This is a genomic window from Parasaccharibacter sp. TMW2.1890 (genome assembly GCF_023337645.1).
GTDB classification, from domain to species: domain Bacteria; phylum Pseudomonadota; class Alphaproteobacteria; order Acetobacterales; family Acetobacteraceae; genus Bombella; species Bombella apis.
On the sequence record NZ_NWUV01000001.1, the window covers coordinates 185,020 to 207,397 of the forward strand.

Sequence of the window (22,378 nt, forward strand, 5' to 3'; positions counted from 1 at the left end):
CTTTATCCGGGGTATCGTGGACATGACATGGCAGACAATCCTGCGCCGTGTGGCCTTGGGGCTTCTGGTGCCGCTGGTGGGGCTGCTGCTGGCGGTGGCCCTGCTGTTGGGACGGCTGGCCCAGGGGCCTCTGGATGTGACGGGGCTGTCCCATCGTTGGGGAGGGGCCCTGACCCATGCTGGTGGGGGGCGTCTCCACTGGGAGCGCATGGCCCTGTCGTGGAAACCCGGAAAGAACGGTCATTCGGCCAAGATTCTGCTCAGCCTTGAGGGTGTCCGGTATCGTGCCCTTCCAGAAGGCGGGGGGGCTGATGAGGTGGCTGCCGAAGTGCCGGAACAGCAGCTTGATCATGTCGGGGTTGTTTTCCGGCTTGCGAGCCTGCTGCATGGGCAGGTGGGCCTGCGGTCGCTGGATGTCCGGGGGCTGCGCCTTGTGGCGTTCCGGGATGCGGAGGGTCATGTCAGCCTGGGCGGTGTGAAGCCCGGGGCGCAGCATCCGGGTGGAGGCACTCTGCCACCTCTGGCTGCCATCATGCCCTGGCATCTTGATCTTCAGGATATCAGGCTGACCATAAGGGATGAGACGGCACCGGATTCTTCGCTCATTGTAACCCTGCCGGAACTGAAGGCGGATCATGACAGGCAGACCGGCTGGCAGGGGCGGATGGAGGCGTCCCTCCAGGGGGTCGGGCTGGGTGCAGGGCAGGAGGAGGCCACGGTCCATCTGGCAGGTGACATGGCTCCCGACGGAGCGGCACGGACACGCTGGCAGCTGACTGTTTCTCCGGTCCGTTTTCCGGCTCTGGCGGCCTGGCTGCCGCTGTCGCCAGCCGGGAAAAAAGGCATGGGCATCCCGAACATGCCTCTGGCGTTTCATCTGGAAGGGATTCTGGAGGGGCATGGACTGGTCGGCCATTTTGCTCACATGGCAGGGGAGATGGACGCTGGAGCTGGCGAGATTGACCGGCCTGGCCGCATTCCGTTCCGTCTCTCATCGGGGAAGGTATCGTTCCATCTGGACCCTGCGGAGGCTGGCCAGCAGGCCCCCCTGGTTCTGGCATTGCATACGGAGCTTGCGGCACTGGACTCCCTGGGGCGGACGGTCCCTTTCATCATTGATGCCCATGGGCGGCTGGATCATCTGGACAGGCCAAAGGATGTGGAGCTGTTGGTGGATGGCCATGTGCCAACATTCGATTTTGCCACATTGGCGAGTGTCTGGCCGGATGGCACAGCCCGTGGAGCCCGTCGCTGGATGACCACCAACATGACGGCAGGACGTGGTGAGAATCTGCATCTTCAGCTTGATTTTACCAGCAATACCGGTCTCGACGGGTTGGATGTCAGGGCGCTGGGGGGCGAACTGACAGGCCATAGCCTGAGCGTGACATGGATGGAGGGTATGCCACAGGTCACGGGGGAGGATGCCTACGCCCATTTTGTGGATGATGACCGTCTGCTGATCGACGTGCAGCATGGTCATCTTGCGGATGGTCGAGGGGGCTCGGTGACCGTACCGACGGGGCATATTGTTCTGAGTGATCTTCTCAAGCGGGAGCAGACAGGTGAATTCTCGTTGGGGATGGAAGGTCCCCTGTCAGCTTTTGTGGCGGTCCTTTCCTATCCACGGCTCAATCTGCTGTCCCGTCATCCGGTCAATCCAGCCAATACGGGCGGGATGCTGAAAGGCACGCTCTCGCTGAAGCTGCCGCTCAACAGTCACCTTCTGATGAAGGATGTGGGATATGGGGCAGAGTTTGATTTCCAGAACATCTGGTTCGCTCTGCCGTCCCTGGGGCGGATACAGCAGGGGAATGGGCACTTTTCGGTCAATGAAGCCGGACTTGCCGTGAAGGGAGGTGCCCGGTTCCGTGGCGTGATGATGACGGGCAGCCTGTTCGACAGTTTTCAGGCCAATGTGCCGGGACGCCTGATGTTGAAAGCAGATCTGCAGGCCTCATTGGGGGCAAAGGAGTTGCGCAGTCTCGGGGTTCCGGCGGGGCTGGCGCAGGACTCCATCATGCAGGGCAGTGGCGTGGGGCATGTTGTCTACAGCCAGTACGGTGGGGGCCCCGGCCATAGTCGGGGGACTGCCTCGGTGCAGGTGGACCTGAGAGGTTTGGGTGTCCGGGCCCGTTTCTGGCACAAGCCTGTTGGTGTCCCTGCGGGCTTGCAGGCAGGAGTGACATGGCAGGATGGGCAGATGATCCGTCTGGATGATGTTCGCGCCCATGGTCCCCAGCTGGCCCTTCAGGCAGAAGGGCGCATGAGGTCTGGTCAGCTGGGAGGGATCAATCTCACCCATTTCCAGTTTGGACGGACGAGCGGCAGTGCCGTGATGGACTGGCCGGTGCGGGACGGAACGGCGGATGACCGGCGGTACCAGATATCCGTGCAGGCCAGTACTCTGGACCTGACCCCCTGGTTCGGGCATCCGGCCACCGGAAAGTCACGCTCACAGCCTATTCATCCCGTGGAGAAAAAGGTCAGACGGGCACCCGGCAGCGCCGGCCAGGCCTCCATCCTGCCGGAGGGGATATGGGCTATCGGGTTGCGGGCTGACAGGGTGATCTATGGAGCTGAACAGACAGCCAGCCATGTGTCAGCCAACCTTCGCTGGGCAGCGCAGCGGGTGCAGGGGGCTTTCCTGCATGTGGCCCAGCCGTCCCTCACGTTTGATCTCGCACAGGATTCCAGACGGATAGGCGTGCTGGATGTAAGGCTCATTGCTGCTGATCTGGGCAGGATTCTGGCGTCTCTTGGTGTGTATGACCAGCTGGCTGGTGGCACGGTGGACCTCCAGGGCCATTGCCAGCCCGTGGCGGCCGATGCGCATGTGACCAGTGCCGAGCGTACCATGGGGCTGGGACTGGGGCTGCCGCCCTTTGATGGCACGCTGGCCGTGGACCATCTGACGCTGAAAAATCCGCCGACGGCTCTTGTCATTGCCACGCTGGCTGCCCCTCTGCATTGGGGGCAGATTTCCCGCAAACAGTTTGAAGATGTCCAGTTGCGGGCGTCCTTCCGGGTAGCGGGGGAGCGGCTTGATCTGGCAGAGGCGCGGGCCGGCAATGCCATTCTGGGGGTGACGATGAAAGGGCAGATGGATTTCGGGCAGGCCATGATGCAGATGCAGGGCACCATCTCGCCATTCTTTGGGATCAATCAGGCTGCGGGCAGTTTTTTCGGGGCCCGGAAGGGAAGTGGTATCATGGCCATGACCTACAGGCTGGATGGCAGTTTGGCCAAGCCACAGATGCATGTTAACCCTTTCTCCGCCCTGCTGCCCGGTGGGCTGCGGCGTCTGTTCGAATGAGAGGCTGCCGGGTCTGGCAGTGGTGGGAAAGGCAGGAGGGATGATGATGTCGGATACCATGCCGGATCTCTTTGGGGGTTCCTCATCGGGTGGTGTTTCCCGGCATGAGGAGGGGGCACGTCGGTCAGAGTCCTCTCCGTCACGCCGTGCTGCGGGCACCCAGCCGCTGGCGGACCGTCTGCGTCCGCAGTCATTGGATGAGGTGCAGGGGCAGGTCCATCTTCTGGGGCCGGAGGGTACGTTGACCCGGATGCTGGGAAGCGGCCATCTGTCCAGCCTGATTCTCTGGGGTGGGCCGGGATGCGGCAAGACAACCATTGCCCAGCTGCTCGCCGAACGGGTGGGACTGTTTTACACGAAGATTTCCGCTGTTTTTTCCGGTGTGGCGGATCTGAAAAAAGCCTTTGATGAAGCCCGCCGCAAGGCTGAGGCCACCGGGCGTGGCACGCTGCTCTTCGTGGATGAGATTCACCGCTTCAACCGGGCGCAGCAGGATGGCTTTCTGCCCTATGTGGAACGGGGAACGGTCGTGCTGGTGGGAGCCACGACCGAGAATCCGTCCTTCACGCTGAACTCCGCCCTGTTGTCACGCTGTCAGGTTCTTGTCCTGCACAGGCTGGATGATGCTGCGCTGGAGCAGCTTCTTGTGCGGGCCGAAACGGCCACGGAGCGGACCCTGCCCCTGACGGATGAGGGCCGGGCCTCCCTGCGGGCCATGGCGGATGGGGATGGGCGCTATCTGCTGAACATGGTCGAGCAGCTTCTTTCCCTGACGAAGGATGGAACCCGCCCGCTGGGGCCGGAGGAGCTGGCCCGGTCCCTGTCCCGGCGGCCTGTCCTGTATGACAGGGACCGGGACGAGCATTACAATCTGATTTCCGCTCTGCACAAATCCCTGCGGGGGAGTGACCCTGATGCGGGACTTTACTGGTTCGCCCGTATGCTGGAAGGCGGGGAAGACCCCCGCTACATTGCCCGCCGTCTCGTCCGCTTTGCCAGTGAGGATATTGGCGAGGCTGATCCGACCTCCCTGCCGTTGGCACAGGCCGGAGCGATGGCTTATGAGAGGCTCGGCTCTCCAGAGGGGGAGGTGGCCCTGGCGCAGGTTGTGGTCCATCTGGCGGTCGCCTCCAAGTCCAACGCAGTGTATCGGGCTTATAATGAGGCCAGGGCATTGGCGAAGCAGACGGGCAGCCTCATGCCTCCGGCCCATATCCGCAATGCTCCGACAGCCCTGATGAAGGAGCTGGGTTACAAGAAGGGCTACGAATACGATCATGACTGCGAGGATGGTGTTTCCGGCCAGAACTACTTCCCCGACGGCATGGAACGGGTGACGCTCTACAGGCCGGTTGACCGTGGATTTGAAGAAAGAATCAGGAAACGGCTGGACATGCTGGCGCAGAAACGGGCATCTCGCCAGTCATGAGTGTTGAGAATCGTATTGTCAGCGAAGATGAGGCCGATCTGCGTCTCGACCGCTGGTTTCGCCGTCATTATCCCAACCTGACACAGGGCGGGTTGCAGAAGCTGTGCCGCAAGGGGCAGGTGCGGGTTGATGGAGGGCGGGTGCAGCCCAATAAAAGGCTCAATCCCGGCCAGAGCATCCGTATCCCCCCTCTGCCGGACCAGAGCCGCCCGGCCCCGCCGCCACCGCCCAACCCGGAACTCGTCCAGCAGCTGCGGGACATGATCCTTTATGAGGATGACCATCTCATCGTGCTGAACAAGCCGTCCGGACTGGCAACACAGGGTGGCCCCGGCATCACCGTACACGTGGACATGATGCTGGAGGGGCTGAGGCCGGAGGGAGGCGACAAGCCCCGCCTCGTGCATCGCATTGACCGTGACACGTCCGGCATCCTGCTGCTGGCCCGCACGCCTGGTGTGGCGGCAAAACTGGCAGCGGCCTTTCGGGGTCGTGAGGTGAGCAAGACCTACTGGGCGGTGGTTGTCGGGCGGCCCAGCCCTGCTGAAGGTGTGATTGACCAGCCTCTGGCCAAGGTCGGGGCCGGGGGGGCCTCGCTTATCGTGCCGGTCGCCCGTGGGGAAGAGGATGCGATGAGTGCCAAGAGTTCCTACGAGACGCTGGATGCCACAGGCAAGCGTTTCAGCTGGCTGGCCCTGTCCCCCTGGACGGGGCGGACGCACCAGCTGCGTGTCCATACGGAGAGTCTGGGCACGCCCATTCTGGGTGATCCCCGCTATGGGGGCGAAACGGCCCATGTGGAGGGTTTCCCGGACAGGCTGCACCTCCATGCAAGGATGCTGGAGTTCCCTCATCCGGCGGGGGGAAGGTTGCAGGTGACGGCTCCCTTGCCGCCCCATATGCGTGAGACGTTCCAGACGCTGGGTTTCATTGCTGGTGACACACCAGCACCACGCCGGACACGGTGAAAGACTGACAGGGACGGCTGGTCCTTTGCAGGGGGACTTGGCCGCCTGAGAAAACGAGGACACAGGCAGATGAAAAAGCTGGCAGCAATCCTGATCGGGCTGGTGGTGGTGGTGACAGGCGTGAGCCTTGCTCCGCAGTTTCTGATAGACCAGAACAGGCTGCGGCAGCGTGTCACGGAGGCCTTCCAGCAGCAGACGGGGCTGGAGCTGAAGATGGGGGAAACGTCCTTCCAGCTGCTGCCATGGCCGTCTTTTCAGGCAACAAATGTCGTACTGACAAGACCGGGCTGCACGCCTTTCGTGGCGGCCCGGTCCGTCCATGCGGACCTGTCTCTGCTGGCGATACTGAACCGGGAGATTTCCTTTCAGGAATTCACGGTGAGGGGCGCGGGCATCATGCTGCATCGGGCCAGCGAGAAACAGTGCTCCACGTGGCTCCCTGTAATCTCGCAGGATCAGAGGGCCGCAGCGCCTGTGGCCGGTGATGCCGTCACCCCCCGCTGGAAGGTCAGCTTCGGAGGGCTGCATCTGACTGATGCTGAACTCTCATGGCAGGATGATCTGTCGGACAGTCATGTCCCGGAAGGAGGCCACCTTCATCTGGCAAGTCTGGAGATGGCGGGCATGCGCAGTGTGAGCCCGTGGGTGGATCTGCGGGGCACATATGGGCACACGCCTTTTACGCTGCGGGGACGGCTTGGCCCTCTCCATCAGCTTCTCTCTGCGTCTGCCGGACAGAAAGACCCGTGGGCTTTCAGCCTGGGGCTGACGCTGGGGACCGGCGAGCACCAGGACCATGCCACGCTTGATGGCCTCATGCGGGACGCCCACCGGCTGAAAGGTGTGAATTTCACGCTGTCCGGTCGCTGGACATCCCTGCGGGGCCTGCGGCATCTGCTCTCACGGGCGATGCCGGTTGATCTGGGGCAGCTTGAGGGGACAGTCCGTTTCCACAGTGATGATGACATGGTGGCTGCCAGCAACGGAACGGACATGGCTCTGACGGATGCCCTGCTGCATCTGCCCCGGCGTCTGGTGCTGGATCAGGTTCATGCCCATTTGGGCAGTGCGACCCTGCCTGCGGGCATGTGGCATGTGGCGGCACCGCTGCAGCTGAGCGACATCCAGATTGATGCTGACAGTGCGCAGGCACCATTTGTCCTTCAGGGGCAGGCTGCCTGGGGGCGTTATGCCTGGCTGTTTCATGGTGAGGCAGAGAGTTTGCAGAAGGCACAGTCTGCTCTTTTGGGCCGCATCCCGGCATCTGTCGGGCTGAAGCTGAACGTGCAGGGGCAGGACAGAACATTATCCAGCCTGTTCAGCCGGGGTGATGCCGCCAGAACGGATGCCAGGCAGGACAATGTGTCTTTCGACCTTCAGGGACAGGCCGGGCGGCAGGGCAGTACGCTGGCTTTTTCCGGCCAGGCAGCCCTGTTCCAGTTTCCTGACATCAGGGGAATTCCGGGCCTGCTGGTGCATGATGGTCATGTGAAGGGGCAGCTTGTCTTGGGGCCGGTGAAGGATGCAGGCCTTTCTTCCCTGTCGCTTCAGGATGTGGTGTTTGACAGTCAGGAAGCGGGCGGAAACCTGTCGGCGGACCTGCCCATGCAGCCGGATGCGGGGCTTGTGGGCAAACTGCATCTGACCCATCTGGAGGGGGAGCGTGTCTCTTCCGCGTCGCTCACACCTGCTGCCGAGCCGACAGTGCAGGCGGGGCCTGTGCCCGCTGCGGGCAAGGGAGAGCCCGGTGATGCTGCGCAGGCATCCCGGCCGCCAGAGGTGGCCCCTGCGGAAGGAAAGGCGTCTGAGACCCGTCTGATGCAGTGGTTCGGAAGCATGGCGGGGCGACCGTTCGATGTAGACATGACGGCAGATCAGCTCCATGTGGCAGGCATCGCCTATCAGGGGCTGCATCTGCATCTTCTGGGGCTGGGGGGGCGGTTGAGTCTTTCCGTGCTGGGAGGGAGCGTGCAGGACGTGCCGCTTGCTGGTGAGGTTGTGCTGGATGGCACGGCTGACCCTCTGCGGATGGGCATGAAGGCGCATCCATTCATTCTGCCGGCCAGCTGGGTACAGAGCCTGCTGGGGCAGCCTGTGATGTTTGAGGGACCTGTGCAGCTGGAAGGGGCTCTCGGGACGGAAGGCGCCCAGCCTGAGGCTCTGTGGCAGGCCCTGGATGGCCAGATGGGCCTGTCCCTTGTGGATGGCCGTGTCCAAAGGGAGGTTCTGGCACCATTGGCAGGCCCTGCGGCCAGTCTCCTCAAGCTGGGTTCTGGCACGATGGGGCTGCGCTGCTTTGCCGGGACGGCGACATTCGGGCATGGTCAGGCACATTTCAGTGACATGGCTCTGGAGGTGAAGCATCTTTCCCTCATCGGGCAGGGGACGATGAAGCTGGGTGACATGAGCTACACGTTCCAGCTCATGCCGCATGTCACGCTTGTAGGGGCGGATTTTTCCACACCACTGGCCCTTTCAGGGCAGAATGGCACGGTTCACATAGGAGCGCAGGACAAGGATCAGGCTGTTCTGGATACAGCCCGTTTTGGCAGTGATGCTTGTGCTCATGCTGTCCAGCAGGCTCGTGGCGGGCAGAAGGGTCTGGCCCTGCCTGCACGGGATGATGGCCATTCTGGCGGGGCAGGCGGGATTCTCCGGGCCCTTGGTCTTGGTGGCAACTGACAGGAAGGAAGAGCAGTGTCATGGCACAGTTGCACAGGCGTTTCTGGAAACAGGTGACAGTGGGGCCAGTCGGTGAGTCTGGCCAGCAGGGACCATTGCTGGATGGCAGGCCCGTGAAGCTGCCTGCCGGAACGGCCCTGGCCGTGTCATCTCCTGCTCTGGCAGAGGCCCTTGCGGAAGAATGGCGTCAGATTGCCGAGGGTGCCCAGTTCACCCCGGATGATCTGGTCCTGACCCGCATGGCGGGCAGTCATATCGAGCGCATCCTGCCCGATCGTGCAGCGATGGAAGCTGCCCTGCATGCTTATGGCATTGATGACAATCTCTGTTACCGGAGTGCGGCGCAGGATGACGCCGTGACGGCCCGCATCCGGGCCTGGGCAGCGGAACAGGGGCTGCATCCGGCCATGACGGATGGTCTCATGCCTCTGGAGCAGCCTGCCGCCTATGGCGAGGCCCTGACGCATTACCTGTCGCAGCTGGAGCCTGCCCAGCTGACGGCTCTGGGTGTCATGGTGCCCATCATGGGCAGCCTGCTTCTGCCGCTGGCTCTGGTGCATGACGTGGTCAGCTTTGACGAGGCCGTGCACCTTGCCCACGCCGACGAATACCGTCAGCTGGAAAAATGGGGCCACGACAGGGAACTCGCCACACTGCTTGAGAAGCGGAACACGGACATTGCCGATGCGCTCCGTTTCCTGCATCTGGCGCAGGGGCGGGTGAAAGCAGCCTGACCGGACAGGAAGCGTGATTTCATGGAACGGAAAAGCCCCTCCAGAACGGGTCTTTGGAGGGGCTTTTTCACGACTGGCCCTGCGGAAGGAGGGAGCGTCTTACTCCCCGCTGTCCGGCACCATGATGCTGACGGCAGCCGTGGCGGCGATGCCTTCTTCCCGCCCCGTGAAGCCCAGACGCTCGGAGGTCGTGGCCTTGACGGAAATGCGGCTGGGACTGACCTTCAGCAGCTCGGCAAGACGGGCACACATGGCCTTGGCATGAGGGCCGATCTTCGGGCGCTCGCAGATGATCGTCAGGTCCGCATTGACCAGCATCCCACCCTTGGAGCGGATCAGCTCTCCGGCATGGATGAGGAAGCGGGCGGAATCCATGTCACGCCATTTCTCATCCGTGGGGGGGAAGTGACGGCCAATGTCGCCCTCATTCAGCGCACCATAGATGGCGTCGCAGAGTGTATGGATGCCCACATCGGCATCGGAGTGACCGGCAAGGCCCTTCTCATGAGGAATTTCGATGCCACAGAGGATGAGCTTGCGGCCCTCGGCAAAGGCATGAACATCATAGCCCAGACCGACACGGGGCAGAAGAACGGGAGCCTGCGCAGGCTGGGTCTTCTGGTCCTCAATTACACGTTCAAGCCGCATCAGATCCTCCGTAACGGTCAGTTTGATATTGTCTTCCGAACCCATGACGATCGCCACCTTGTGGCCTTCCGCCTCCAGCAGGCCGGCATCATCGGTCAGGGCGGTGCGGTGCCGGGCATGCAGGTCCCGCAGCAGCGGGAAGGAGAAGCCTTGCGGGGTCTGGGCACGCCAGAGGCCCTCCCGTGAGACCGTCCCGGTGATGAGGCCATTCTCCACCTTCTTCAGCGTGTCGCTGACAGGCAGGGCCGGGATGACACCCTCATGGGTCTCCAGTGCCTCAAGGGTACGGGTGATGACAGCAGCCGGGACGCAGGGGCGGGCCCCGTCATGCACGAGAACGACATCAGGCGGCTCGGGCAGTTTTGCCAGGGCCTCCAGCCCGGCCCGCACGCTGTCATGCCGTTCGGCTCCGCCCTCGACCGGGGGAAGGACATCCAGCCCTGCCAGGGCCTCGGGCAGGAGCGGGTCGCTGCCAACCGGCTGGAGGACATCGACATGCGGCAGCAGGGCCATGGCGGCGTGCCGGATGACCGGCTGCCCGGCCAGAAGATGGAACTGCTTGCTTATGCTGGCCTGTTCCTGCGGGGCACCGGCAGAGAACCGCCGCCCACGCCCCGCCGCCAGAAGAAGGGCGGCAATGCGTCTGTGTTTCGGGCGGGCATGAGGGGCGTTCAAGATGGCGGGTCCTTTTCTGCTGTCCGTCAGTGGGTCATGCCCATGTGATGGGGACTGTCCAGACTGAATACGGGCACGGTGACATCAAAACGATGGCCGCTGGCCGGAGTGACCATGTGATAGAGGCCCTCCATGAAGCCGCTCGGTGTTTTGAGTTCAGCTCCGGATGTATATTGATAGCTGCTGTCTGGAGCAATGACGGGCTGCTCGCCCACCACGCCTTCACCATGCACGTCTTCACGCCCACCCCGATCATCCGTGATGGTCCAGCTGCGTGAGAGAAGCTGGATGCTCTCCTTGCCTCTGTTTTCAATCAGTACATGATAGAGCCAGACATAACGGTGTTCTTCCGGGTCGGAATGTTCATCAACCCAGAAAGGGCGGACATTCACGGTCACGTCGCCGGTATGGGCCGTAAAGGCGGGCAGGGACGTGATGGGCTCCATCTCGAGGGTTTCCGTCTCGGCCATCGGGCCTTCCGGGGGGAGGGAATTATCGGACATGGGCCTTTACTAGAATCATTATGGGGATTTGTCAGGTCATTCTGTCAGGAGCGGCGGATTTTCCCTTACTGGTATTCTGGAATGTCTTCATATGTCTGACCTGTCGTGGCCGCCCGTCCCGTTCACGGGGAGTGCGGGGACGGGCTTGCAGGCCGGGTCGTTCAGCCTGCCTGCCGGGCGGCTTCGGCCCCACGGCGCAGGTCCTCGATAAGGTCTTCCACATCTTCCAGCCCGACCGAGAAGCGGATGGAGCCATCCGTGATGCCCAGGGCATCACGCTGTTCCTGCGTCAGCTTGCGGTGGGTGGTGGTGGCGGGGTGGGTGGCAAGGCTGCGGGCATCCCCCAGATTGTTGGAAATGGCAATGAGCCGGAAAGCGTTGAGGCAGGCGAAGGCTCCCTTCTTGCCATTGGCGACGCTGAAGGCCACCAGTGTTCCGCCATTGCTCATCTGTTTCCGGGCAAGGTCGGCATGGGGATGATCCTTGCGGCCGGGATAGCGGACGGACGTGATACCGGGCAGTTCGCTCAGGGCGTCAGCAAGGCGGGCCGCATTATGGGCCATGGCCTCCACACGCAGGCGCAGCGTTTCCAGCCCCTTGGACAGCACCCAGGCATTGAAGGGAGACAGCGTGTTGCCCGTATTGCGGACGAAGGGCTGGAGTGTTCCGGTGATCCATTCCTGACTGCCCAGAATGGCCCCGCCCATCACACGGCCCTGACCGTCAATATGCTTGGTACAGGAGTAAATGACGACATCTGCCCCGAGTTCCAGCGGCTTCTGGCCGACAGGTGTGGCGAAGACATTGTCCACCATGAAGATGGCCCCCGCCTTGTGGGCAAGGTCGGCAATGTGGCGGATGTCCAGAACATCCAGCATCGGGTTGGAGGGGGTCTCGATCAGCACGGCCTGGGTGGGTTTGGAAAGAGCCTCTTCCCAGGCCTTGAGGTCGGTGCCGTCCAGCATGACGGTCTCGATGCCATAGCCGGGCAGCAGCGAGTCCAGCAGCCAGTGTGTGGAGCCGAAGAGCGCACTGCTGGCCACGACACGGTCACCAGCCTTCAGCTGGGCCAGCAGGGCACAGGAGACGGCCCCCATGCCGGTGGATGTCGTCTGGCAGGCCTCGGCCCCTTCAAGCAGGGCAAGGCGATCCTGCAGCGCATCAACCGTGGGGTTCCCATAGCGGGAATACTGAAGATGCTGGATTGTTCCTTCAAAGGTGGCTTCGGCCTGTTCTGCACTGTCATAGACAAAACCGGAGGTCGGGAAGATGGCGTCCGACGTTTCACCATGTTCGGTGCGGTTGCGGGCCTCGTGCAGCAGACGTGTGTCGGTGCGGCAGGAGGAGAGGAAGGACTGGTCGGTAGAGGGCATGGGTTCCTCCAGCTGAAGAGGCAGACCACCCGGCGGCCTGCCCGATTAGGATGGAGGCCGTATGAAGTCCTGATTCTGCGGGAGAGAAACAGGGCCTCTTTAGCGCATGTTCTTTTACCTCGCCGCAAGCCGGCCTATCAAATCACGAGGGTGGGTTACCGTCCAGCAACGCCACGCCCCGACTATGCGCCCGGTGGAAGGGGGCGTCAAGGAGAACCGGTCACGGTTCGCCGGAAGATGTTCGGGGAAGGGCGATACTCTGCTGGAAAATATGATGGAAAGGGGATTGCGCAGGGTTTTGCCAGCCGGTATAAGAGGCCCCACGAAGCGGATGTAGTTCAATGGTAGAACGGCAGCTTCCCAAGCTGCATACGGGGGTTCGATTCCCCTCATCCGCTCCAGTCTTCCCCTGAAAATCAGAAGGTCGTCTCTTCATCCCCCGGTTGTTGGGTGTGGTGGGCTTTTCCGTGCCGTGCCAGCAGAAGATAGCTGAGCGTGGAGACGAGCAGGGCCGTCAGCCATGAGATGTCCACGCCATGCAGCCGTTCCAGCAGCGGGCCGTGATAGAAGGACAGGTTGAGGAAGGGGATCTCCGCCAGAATCCCCAGCCCGTAGCTGAACAGGGCCGGGCCGTTCACAAGCCCATAGACCCCGCCATCCCGTTCGAAGAAGGACGGGACGTGATAGTCCCCCTTGCGGACGAGGTAGAAGTCCGAGAGGTTGATGGCTGTCCACGGGATCATGACGGCCATGAGCAGGTCCAGCAGGGCACTGTAGGCGGCATTGAAGGACTTCGCCATGAAGAGGGCCATCGCCGTGGCTGTCAGGATGATCAGCAGGGTGATGATGAGGCGGCTGCGTCCCCGTGGCTGCCAGCTGGTGCGGCAGCTGTGCAGCAGCGTGATGAGGGAGAGCGTGCAGCAGTAGAGGTCCATGGCATTGGCGAAGGCGATGGACAGCCCCAGGACGAGGATGATCAGCCCTGCCCACGGTCCCGTCATGTGGGTGATGGCGACGGCGGGTGATAGCCCTGTGGCGGCACTGAGGAAGGCCCCCGCTGCCATCGCCAGAAAGGTTCCGCCGATCGTGCCGCCATAACAGGCGAGGAAGATGCGGGGATAGCTGGCCTTCTCATCCGGCAGGTAGCGTGAGGAATCGGAGACATAGGGAGCCGTGGCGATCTGCCAGAGCACGGCGATGGAAAAGGCCTGGAGAAACCCGGCAAAGGAGCCGTGCATGTCTGCCAGAAAGGCCTGCCCGTGTGGCAGGCTCGCCAGCCCGACAAAGAAGCAGAGCAGGATGACGGCCGTCGTGATGAAGGAAACCGCCGAGGAGAATATCTCGATTGTCCGGTAGCCGATGATGCAGGGCAGCAGGCTGAGGACGGCCATGATGAGGATGGCCGGATGTGCTCCCAGCGAGGGCAGGACACTCCGCAGCGCATCGCCGCCCACCACGCAGTTGGAGGCGACGAAGCTGACATACATGACGACGACCATCAGGATGACCGGCATGGCCCCCCATGCACCGAACTGCCCCCGGCTCTGGATCATCTGCGGCACCCCAAGCCGTGGCCCCTGCACGGCATGAAGGGCCATGAAGACAGCCCCGAGCAGGCTGCCAAGCAGGAAAGCGAGGGCCGTTAGGGTGAAGGAGATGTGGCACTGCAACGGCCCCAGCGCACCCGTCACGACCGTCAGCAGCGTCATGTTGGTGCTGAACCAGATGGTGAACTGGTCCCGCGGGCGGCCCCGCCTGTCCGAGGCGGGGATGGGGTGGATGGTGTGCTGCTCGATCGCTGAGAACATGGTGGTCTGCCCTGTCGTGGTCCGTGCCTGTCTCCGGGGTTACAGGCTGATGTTGATGCGCCCGTAGTAATAGCCGCCCGTCATGGGGATACCGGCGGAATTGTTGTCGTAGAACAGTGAGCCGGTGTAGGAGTTTTCCAGCGGCATCCGGCGGGGCCGGACGTTGAAGAGGTTGTTCCCGCCGACGGCCAGATGGATGCGCTTCGTGGCCTGGAAGCCGACCTCAAGGTCCGTCAGCCAGGCAGGTGTGTTCACGAAGCGGTGGAACTGGCTCTGCGAATATTGCAGGGCCGCCGGGGCCTGGTCCTGATAGGTCACGTTGTTGACCGTCTCGCCATAGCGTGTCTGGCGGAGGTTCACATTCCAGCGGTTCAGCTTCCAGTATGCGTTGAGAACGATCTTGCTGCGGGGTGACGCCGTGGTGAGGTAGCCGATCTGCTGGGCATTGAGGATGGGCGATCCGTCCGCATAGGTGTTGAGATGGTGGATGCGGGTGCGGTTCAGATTGAGGGCCAGGCTGAGATTGAGTGACCCGTAGCGGTGCAGCTTCAGGGCGTAATCGGCCATGATGTCCAGTCCCTGCGTGCGGGTGCTGGCCCCGTTGGTGAAGTAGGTGGCCGTGACGTTGTCCGGGTCCAGCCCGCCGGGCAGGGAGGCCCCCATCAGGGCGATGGCATTTTCTGCCGCACTGCCCTGGAAGCTGCCGCCCGGTGAGATGCGGTTGCGGATGTTGATCTGGTACACGTCAGCCGAGACATGAAGGTTCGTGACGGGTTCCAGCACGATGCCGCCGCTGGCGTTGGTGGAGCGTTCCGCCTTCAGCCGCTGGGCCCCGAGGGAGCTGGCCGCTGCGGAACTGACAGGCAGACTGGCCGAGGCCCCGTTGGGGATGACGCTGAGCACGCTGTAATGCTGCTCCAGCAGGGTGGGAGCACGGTAGCCGTTGCTGATGGTGGCCCGCAGGGCAAAGCGTTTCGTCACGTCATACCGGGCGGCGATCTTGCCCGTCTCGGCATTGCCGGAATCGGTATAATGCTCATACCGCCCGCCGAAATCGACATCGAGATGCCGGAGCGGGTGGAAGTCCGCATCAATGTAGCCCGCCCAGACGTTGCGGGTCCATGATCCCGCATTCTGTGGCATCAGGCCCGCAAAGCCCTGAAGGCCGCCTTTGTAGTAGGAGGCAGGCTCACCGGCCCCGATGGTGTATTTCTCCAGCCTGTGCTGGGCACCGAAGGAGAGGTCCAGCGAGCGGCCGGGAGCAAAGGCGAACCTGCGGCTGATGTTCAGCGTGTTGTTCCACTGTTCGTTCTTGAAGCGTTCCGTCCGGACCTTCGTGGGGGATGTGCCATAATCGGCATAATAGGCCGGGCTGCCACTGTTCTTCAGGGTCATGTGGTCATCATCGGCCCCGTATGTCGTGTTGGCATCCCAGTGGAACCCGGCAGGCAGGCGGCCCTTCAGCCCCAGTGTGACGGCGTAGTCCTGTTCCTCCATGGCCTCGATGGGAGAAAACCCGTCGGGATAATATTGCGGGAACGTGTCCGGCGTCCGGTAATCCTGGAAGCCTTCACCGTGACGGTGGGCATAGGTGACAAAGCCGTAGCCTTCCAGGGATTGGGTGAAATGCTTGCCGAAATTGAGGCTGAGGGTCTGGCGGGTTTCCTCGGCAAGGCTGAGGGCCGGGTCGTCATAACGGTTCGTGCGGACGTCCAGACCTTTCTGGATGAAATGGTCGGTATGGTACATCTGCCCGGCCAGATTGACGTACCCGTCCTCGCCCAGGGCTAGGCCCTTGTCGAAGCCGAACTGGTACTGCCAGCCATCGCCGTTATAGGCATTTGCGCCTGTCTGGGCATCAATGTCGGAGCTTCTGACGTCCTTTTTCAGCACGATGTTGATGACACCGGCCAGCCCGTCCGCCCCGTAGCGGGAGGCGGCACCGTCCCGCAGGATTTCGATATGGTCGATGGCTTCCGGGGGGATCATGTTCAGGTCCACCGGGCTGGAGCCTTCCTCCGGCCCGCTGTCGGCACTGATGTTCGCCGTGGTGTGGCGGCGTATGCCGTTGACGAGCACGAGCGTGTGGTTGGGGTTCAGCCCCCGCAGGCGGATGGAGGAGGTCAGGGCCGAGGCGTCATACCCTGCTGCACTGATGGTGATGGACGGATTGATGCGGGCCAGTGCATCCGCCACGTTCAGCTGCCCCGTGCGCTGGAGCTGCTGTGCCGTGACGATATCCACCGGTGAGGTGCTGGCCCGTGCCCGTTTCAGCGGTGTGTTTGTCCGGTGGACGGTCAGATGTTCGGCTGATCTGGCATTGATGGCATGGGGCTTGTGGCGGGTTGTGGATGTGCTCTTGCGGGCCTGTGTCTTTCTGCTGGCCGCTGGGGAGGTCGTGGTCGTGCCTGTCACTGTGGCGGCTCTGGCGGTGGATAGTGAGCCTGACAGGGCCGTGGCGAGGCCAAGGCCCATGCCGCATGACCCCATCAGCCAGGAGAGGGACAGCAGGGAGGCAGGCAGACGGTGAGAGCCATGCAGGCGGGGCATTGTGGTGTCTCCAGAGTGCGAAATGGGCGGTGGGTCAGCAGGGTCAGGAAAAACGGGCGGCGAGGGCGGCGACATGCTCCGGCCCGATGCCACAGCAGCCCCCGATGATGTCGGCCCCGGCAGCAAGCCAGTGCTGGGCGAAGTCGGCGTAACGCTGGGATGTCAGCGTGCCATCCAGTGGCGTGATGCTTTCATTGGCTCCTTCGCCTTCGCCGTCATGATGGTTGTGGGCGAAACCGTTGGCATACACGCCCAGTTTCAGGGTGGTGGAATCTCCGTGGGTCTTCAGCACCTTTCGGGCTGTGTGCAGGGCCGTTTCCATGATGCGGGGGTCGCTGCAGTTGAAGAGCAGGGCCTCCAGCTTCAGCTGAAGGGCGGCTTCCACGGCTTCTTCCAGCAGTTCACCCGACCGCAGGCGGACCGGGGCGTGCTGGTGGATGAGAGCGGCGGGATCGGAATCATCCAGCGTGAAACTGCCCCAGAAGGGGCGTGCATCATCCGTGTTCTGCTGGACGAGCCTGTGGGCTGTCTGAAGTTCGGCGATGCTGCTCTGTGTTTCTGCCAGCCAGAGATCGGCCGAGGGTGCCAGCCCACGGATGAGCGGCGTCAGGATAGCCTCTGCCTTCTGGGGGGTGAACAGGTCGGGACGGTAAGAACCACCAGCCGGGGGCAGGGAACCGGCCAGAAGAGACGGCTTTCCACCCTGGGCCTGTGCTGCAATGGCCTGCCGTCCCAGATGGCCGGAGAGGCGGGCCAGTTCCTCGCCCCGTGCGGTAAAACGTTCCTCACCGATATGGAATGGCACGACGGCATAGCTGTTGGTCGTGATGACATGCGCCCCGGCCTTGAGGAAGTTCTCATGGGCCTGCTGCACCAGATCGGGCCGCTCCATCAGGCTGAGGGCTGACCATTCCGGCTGGCGGAACGGAGCTCCCATGCGGTGCAGCTCCCGCCCCATGCCACCATCAAGGATGAGAGGTGTCCGGTCAGCTACGGAAGAGAAGGGCGTGGTGGAAGAAGGCATGGCGCTGGCTCATTGGGGGGCTGTGGTCTGGTCCCCGTTTTCTGTCTGTTGAAGGAGCGCCATGGGTAAAAAAACTTGACGAAAATATCAATCCCATACACATATAAGCATGATGTTATATGTAAAGTATAGAAGTGGGCGGAGATGGGTATTATTGAGAGCTAAAGGTGACGGCAAGTTAATTTATTGTATTTATCATATAATGATATGATTATATCCATATAAAAAACTGTAAAAAATATTTTCTCCGGTATCAGCCGGATTTTGTCATTCCTTTGCAGAAAGATGAAAAAGGGCCCCAGCGCCTGCCAACATGACGGTGGGGCCCGAAGAATCAGGGGCTGTTGAGAGTGTCCTCGTATTTCTGCCCGTCAAATACCCAGCGGTCGTTGCCATCAATAATGATGTCAGCCAGACCGTTGTGACGCTGGCGGGCAATACGGATGGAACCGTTCACGCTGTCCAGCAGTGTGTCCCATTTGTTGCCATTCCTGCGATAGATGGAGGTGGTACAGCCTGCAGACCCGCAGAGGCGGTATGATTGCAGCTGCACGAACAGGATCATGTTTTTCTGCTTTGGGGCGAGTTTGGCTGTCCCTGTCAGGACGATGGGTGTCTCGTTGTGGCGGGCCGCATCGTTCAGAAGGTCTGCATTCAGGCTGCGGGCCTGCCTGTCCAGCTCCGTGCCGGGCTGGGCTTTCAGCTCCACGGGTGTCGTGCTGGAGTGCTGTGCTGAATGATGATGACGTGACGGATGCTTCTGGCTGGCCGCCTCGGCCGGGCTGGTCTGGATGAAACCGAAGAGACCCATGACGATGGCGGAACGGCACAGGTTTCCGGCAAGGCCACGGAGGCGGACAGGAACAGGTGATGAACGTGTCATGGCGTCGTTATCCTCTGGGGGACGGGTCAGGAAAAGACAGGGAAGCCCGCCATGAATGGCAGGGTAACGGGGTTGTGTTCATTCATACCGCAAGGTGACGACGAGCACGTCACGGTAGGCGGGCAGGGTGGGGTCTTCCGGTTCTACCGCCGTCACACCGTGATAGACGCGGTGATCGTCCACAATGGCAGTATCCAGCGGCTCTGTCAGGGTGAAGGACCCCAATACGGTCTGCTGGTCCAGCGCATGGATGCTCGTGACGCCTTCCCGTATGTTGCAGCGGTTGACCATGAAGACGAAAACCCAGTCCACGCCATCACGATGCATCCCTTCCGGCGTGGGAAGAGCCTCTGCATCGCTGGCGGCCTCGATGCGGAACTGATGGACCTCCACATGCCACGGGGCTGGCTGGGGTCGTTCCGGGGAGAGGTGGTCCGCCATGGTGGAGGTGGCCTGGAGAATGGCCGCAAGGGCCGGATGTCGCCCCATCTCGTCAGTGATGGGACTGAACCAGCGTTCTACCCCGCCATTGAGCAGATTGTAATCCCGGCTCTGATAATGGGGCTGATGGTCCTTGCGGGTCAGGCTGTTCCCGGTGATGGAAAAGGTCCCATAGCGACGACGGCGGTAGCGCCCGCCATCAGCCATGTAGAGGTCCATGCCCAGATCATTCCAGCTTTCAGCAAAACCCTGCCAGTCTTTCAGGCCGCAGGGCTCCAGCCACGCTCTGGCCTGTCGAGCGGGGAGAAAGGCAAAACCGTTTTTGATGATCTGCTGTTCGATAGAACCGGTGGAAGCTGTACAGGATAGGGTCATGGCAGGCGTTCCCCTGTCGCCGCAAGGGGAGCAGACTGGGGCTGCCCTTTTCTGGCGGTACGGATCATGATGGCACAGAGCCCGAGTATAAAAGGTCTCCCGGCAACTGTCTTGCGCCTTGTGCCGTCCTGGTGAGAAACCTTGATGGTGGAGTGTACAGGCCTTTTGAGCCCCCGCAGGGCAAATCCCCTTCACCTGCCGTGAAGGGGGCTGCCGGGTTGGGGGGAAGGGCCGCTTCAGTCCTGTTCCGGCTGTGCTGACGGTTTCTTGCCGTTCAGATCAGGATTGTTGGGCTTGAAGCGTTCGCCGAGGGCTGCGCAGACGGTACGGAAAAGACCGCTGATGCCCATCTGGTGCTGGCGGAACAGACCTTCATGGATGAAGCGGGCCAGCTGGGCCCCAAAGCCATGGCCGCCGAACCCCTTCTTGGAGGGCCACATGCCCCAGGCATTGTACCGCCCCAGGGCCACGACGGCGCCACGGTCGTTATAGACGAATGGGACCGCTGCCTTGCCAGCCAGCTGGCGGGGAATGGCAACCCGGCCGACATAACGGCCTTCCTGCCGGGCAGCCTGCGCCGTGGGGGCTGTGGGGTTGACCTCCATGCGGGCGCAGTCACCGATGGCATAGATGGACGGGTCTTTCGTGGTCTGGAGCGTGTTGGTGACCATGATCTGCCCGCTGCGGCTGAGCTCAAGATTCTTCAGGAGGGAGGTCGCCACGCAGGCTTTCACCCCAGCAGCCCAGATGGGGAAGTCGGACTCGATGCGCCGGCCATCCTTGAGGGCGATGTAGCCGCAGCCGACCTCACTGACCATGCCGCCGGTGATGACATCGAATCCCAGCTTCTCCAGTTCGGCCTTGGCCTCGACCGAAACCTGCTCGGGGAAAGGCGGCAGCAGTCTGTCCTGCGCCTCGATCAGCGTGGGCCTGAGCAGCCTTTTGCGGGCAGAGGGGCCAAGGCCGGGAGTGCTGTCGATGGCCTGGCAGAGCTCGGCAGCCAGCTGCACCCCAGTGGCACCACCCCCAACAATGTTCAGGTGGACAGGCTTGTTTGTCAGCTGCGCCCGCTCGATGAGCGTACGGAAACGGTCGTGGATGGCGTTGGCATCAGCCAGGGTATTGAGGAAGAGGCAGTTTTCTTTCGCCCCGGGCGTGCCGAAGTCGTTTGCGCAGGAGCCTAGAGCCACGATGAGCAGATCGTAATTCAGGACCTGCCCGTTTTCCAGGTTCAGCGTCTTTGTCGTGCTGTCGATGGTGTCCAGCGTGCTCTGGATGAAGGAGAAGCCGAAACGTTTGGAAAGCTCATTGAAGGCGAACAGGTTGCCCTTCTGACCGATCGTGCCGGATGCCAGCTCATGCAGGACAGGCTTCCAGATATGGACGGCGTTCTGATCAATCAGGGTAATGCGGACATGGGAGTTGTGGCTGAGCTGGGTTGCGGCTTCCAGCCCGCCAACACCACCTCCCAGAATGACGACATGTTTCTTTGCGGACATGGAACCGTTCCTCGTTTTTCCGACGTGACAGGCGCAAACAGAACGCGCAGCAATATCTGAGCTCTAGCGGTCCGCCCTGCCATATACAAGCCCTGTCATGGTCATCGATGTTGTTTTCTGATTGTCCCGGTCCCCTATCACCCCGGGGGGTACCGGTGCCTGCCGGGGCAGGGCCTGCCCCCGTCCGCAACTGGGGGTTGACCCTGCCGGATACGGGCGGAAACGCCCCCGGTATCAGCTTCTGTATGAGCCGTTTATGTCGATGTAACCGTGTGTCAGATCACAGGTCCAGACGCTCGCACGGCCGGATCCAAGCCCCAGATCTGCCGTGATCGTGATCTCCTGCTGGCGCATGTAGGCATTCAGCGCCTCGACATCATGGTCCTTCACACTGCCCTGGCTGGCCACCCAGTGGTCCCCGATGGCAATGGAAAGGCGGTCCCTGTCGGCAGGCTCACCACTCTTGCCAACGGCCATGACAATACGCCCCCAGTTGGCATCCTCTCCGGCAATGGCGGTTTTCACCAGCGGAGAATTGGCAATGGCCATGGCGATCCTGCGGGCGGACCCGTCATCCTGAGCTTCCTGCACATCGACACGGATCAGCTTGGTGGCACCCTCGCCATCACGAACGACCAGCAGAGCCAGCTCATGGAGCAGGTCCTTCAGGGCCGTGCGGAATTCCGCCAGGGCGGCATCCTCATGACTGCCGATCTCTTCATGCTCGGCCTGCCCGGTGGCAAAAAGCATCAGCATGTCGGATGTAGAGGTATCAGAGTCCACCGTGATGGAGTTGAAGCTCGGCCCCACGCCTTCTTCCAGCAGGGCCTGAAGGACCGGCTGGGGCAGGGAGGCATCTGTGGCGACGTAGGCCAGCATGGTGGCCATGTCCGGCGCAACCATGCCCGACCCCTTGGCTATGCCCTGGAGGCAGACCGTTGTGCTGCCGATCTTCACTTCACGACGGGCCGCCTTGGGGAAGGTGTCCGTGGTCATGATGGCCCGGGCTGCTTCCTCCCATCCATCATCATGCAGGGCTTCAATGGCTGCGGGCAGGGCAGAGAGGATCTTCTTGTAGGGAAGCGTCTCGCCAATCACCCCGGTAGAGGCCAGGAAGACATCCTCGACAGGGCAGCCCAGCTGATGGGCGACCTCTCCGGCACAGGCTACCACGGCCTCTTCCCCGGCACGACCGGTGAAGACATTTGCATTGCCGGAGTTCACCAGCAGCGCCCGGGCATGGGGCGTGCTGGCGAGCGCACGGCGACACCAGGGGATGGGAGCCCCCGGGCAGAGATTGCGGGTATAGACACCTGCGGCCGTCGTGCCAGGGGCGAACTCGACCAGCATGAGGTCGGTCCGCCCGCTGTAGCGGATGTTGGCCTCCACACCACTGAGCCGCACCCCGGCAATCGAGGTCAGCTTGGGCAGTGAGAGTGCCAGTGGGGAGCGGGGGTATGGTTTGGCCAT

At 62.1% G+C, this 22,378-nt stretch carries 15 protein-coding genes, 1 tRNA gene and 1 riboswitch; of the genes, 6 read left to right on the forward strand and 10 right to left on the reverse strand.

Annotation, left to right across the window (positions count from 1 at the left end; all coding sequences use genetic code 11):
* Window positions 1–22 precede the first annotated feature (22 nt).
* The 5 genes from CPA54_RS00865 (at window position 23) to CPA54_RS00885 (ending at window position 9,129) form a co-directional block, all read left to right on the forward strand.
* Window positions 23–3,316: a DUF3971 domain-containing protein gene (locus CPA54_RS00865; protein ID WP_249085376.1), complete on the forward strand. Its 3,294-nt coding sequence runs from the start codon at window positions 23–25 to the stop codon at window positions 3,314–3,316.
* 43 nt (window positions 3,317–3,359) lie between these two features.
* Window positions 3,360–4,745 (forward strand): replication-associated recombination protein A, encoded by a 1,386-nt coding sequence (locus CPA54_RS00870; RefSeq protein WP_373364564.1) that lies wholly within the window; start codon window positions 3,360–3,362, stop codon window positions 4,743–4,745.
* The gene (locus tag CPA54_RS00875) at window positions 4,742–5,713 is read left to right on the forward strand and encodes an RluA family pseudouridine synthase (protein ID WP_249085377.1); all 972 of its coding nucleotides are present in this window, start codon (window positions 4,742–4,744) and stop codon (window positions 5,711–5,713) included. Before CPA54_RS00870 ends, CPA54_RS00875 begins: the two co-directional genes overlap by 4 nt.
* Before the next feature lie 69 nt (window positions 5,714–5,782).
* Window positions 5,783–8,395, forward strand: a complete 2,613-nt coding sequence (locus tag CPA54_RS00880; protein WP_249085378.1) for an AsmA family protein — start codon at window positions 5,783–5,785, stop codon at window positions 8,393–8,395.
* A gap of 20 nt (window positions 8,396–8,415) precedes the next feature.
* Entirely contained in the window at window positions 8,416–9,129 is a 714-nt protein-coding gene (locus CPA54_RS00885; protein ID WP_249085379.1) for an ATP12 family protein, read from the forward strand.
* A 99-nt stretch (window positions 9,130–9,228) separates the two neighbouring features.
* On the opposite strand, the gene ispF is transcribed toward CPA54_RS00885, so the two are convergent.
* The 3 genes from ispF to metZ all read right to left on the reverse strand — a co-directional run bounded on the left by ispF (window position 9,229) and on the right by metZ (window position 12,328).
* Window positions 9,229–10,452 (reverse strand): 2-C-methyl-D-erythritol 2,4-cyclodiphosphate synthase, encoded by a 1,224-nt coding sequence (gene ispF / locus CPA54_RS00890; RefSeq protein ID WP_052349156.1) that lies wholly within the window; start codon window positions 10,450–10,452, stop codon window positions 9,229–9,231.
* 26 nt (window positions 10,453–10,478) lie between these two features.
* Window positions 10,479–10,955 (reverse strand): Co2+/Mg2+ efflux protein ApaG, encoded by a 477-nt coding sequence (gene apaG, locus CPA54_RS00895; RefSeq protein WP_154981641.1) that lies wholly within the window; start codon window positions 10,953–10,955, stop codon window positions 10,479–10,481.
* A gap of 161 nt (window positions 10,956–11,116) precedes the next feature.
* Window positions 11,117–12,328: an O-succinylhomoserine sulfhydrylase gene (gene metZ / locus CPA54_RS00900; protein WP_192847986.1), complete on the reverse strand. Its 1,212-nt coding sequence runs from the start codon at window positions 12,326–12,328 to the stop codon at window positions 11,117–11,119.
* A gap of 78 nt (window positions 12,329–12,406) precedes the next feature.
* Window positions 12,407–12,487: riboswitch (SAM riboswitch) on the reverse strand.
* A gap of 168 nt (window positions 12,488–12,655) precedes the next feature.
* Between metZ and CPA54_RS00905 the strand changes: the two genes are divergently transcribed.
* A tRNA-Gly gene (locus CPA54_RS00905) sits at window positions 12,656–12,729 on the forward strand.
* Window positions 12,730–12,744: 15 nt separating this feature from the next.
* On the opposite strand, the gene CPA54_RS00910 is transcribed toward CPA54_RS00905, so the two are convergent.
* The 7 genes from CPA54_RS00910 to argJ all read right to left on the reverse strand — a co-directional run bounded on the left by CPA54_RS00910 (window position 12,745) and on the right by argJ (window position 22,378).
* The gene (locus CPA54_RS00910; RefSeq protein WP_249085380.1) at window positions 12,745–14,136 is read right to left on the reverse strand and encodes a cytosine permease; all 1,392 of its coding nucleotides are present in this window, start codon (window positions 14,134–14,136) and stop codon (window positions 12,745–12,747) included.
* Between the two features lie 39 nt (window positions 14,137–14,175).
* Window positions 14,176–16,686: a TonB-dependent siderophore receptor gene (locus CPA54_RS00915; protein WP_249085381.1), complete on the reverse strand. Its 2,511-nt coding sequence runs from the start codon at window positions 16,684–16,686 to the stop codon at window positions 14,176–14,178.
* 43 nt (window positions 16,687–16,729) lie between these two features.
* Entirely contained in the window at window positions 16,730–17,710 is a 981-nt protein-coding gene (locus CPA54_RS00920) for a homocysteine S-methyltransferase family protein (RefSeq protein ID WP_249085382.1), read from the reverse strand.
* Between the two features lie 334 nt (window positions 17,711–18,044).
* Complete coding sequence (locus CPA54_RS00925; RefSeq protein WP_249085383.1) at window positions 18,045–18,593, reverse strand: hypothetical protein; 549 nt, start codon at window positions 18,591–18,593, stop codon at window positions 18,045–18,047.
* A gap of 78 nt (window positions 18,594–18,671) precedes the next feature.
* Window positions 18,672–19,409 carry a 2OG-Fe dioxygenase family protein gene (locus CPA54_RS00930; protein ID WP_249079333.1) on the reverse strand — a complete coding sequence of 246 codons (738 nt, stop codon included), beginning with the start codon at window positions 19,407–19,409 and terminating at the stop codon, window positions 18,672–18,674.
* A 236-nt stretch (window positions 19,410–19,645) separates the two neighbouring features.
* Window positions 19,646–20,908, reverse strand: coding sequence for an NAD(P)/FAD-dependent oxidoreductase (locus tag CPA54_RS00935; RefSeq protein WP_249085384.1), 1,263 nt, complete (start codon window positions 20,906–20,908; stop codon window positions 19,646–19,648).
* A 234-nt stretch (window positions 20,909–21,142) separates the two neighbouring features.
* Window positions 21,143–22,378 (reverse strand): bifunctional glutamate N-acetyltransferase/amino-acid acetyltransferase ArgJ, encoded by a 1,236-nt coding sequence (argJ, locus tag CPA54_RS00940; protein WP_192847991.1) that lies wholly within the window; start codon window positions 22,376–22,378, stop codon window positions 21,143–21,145.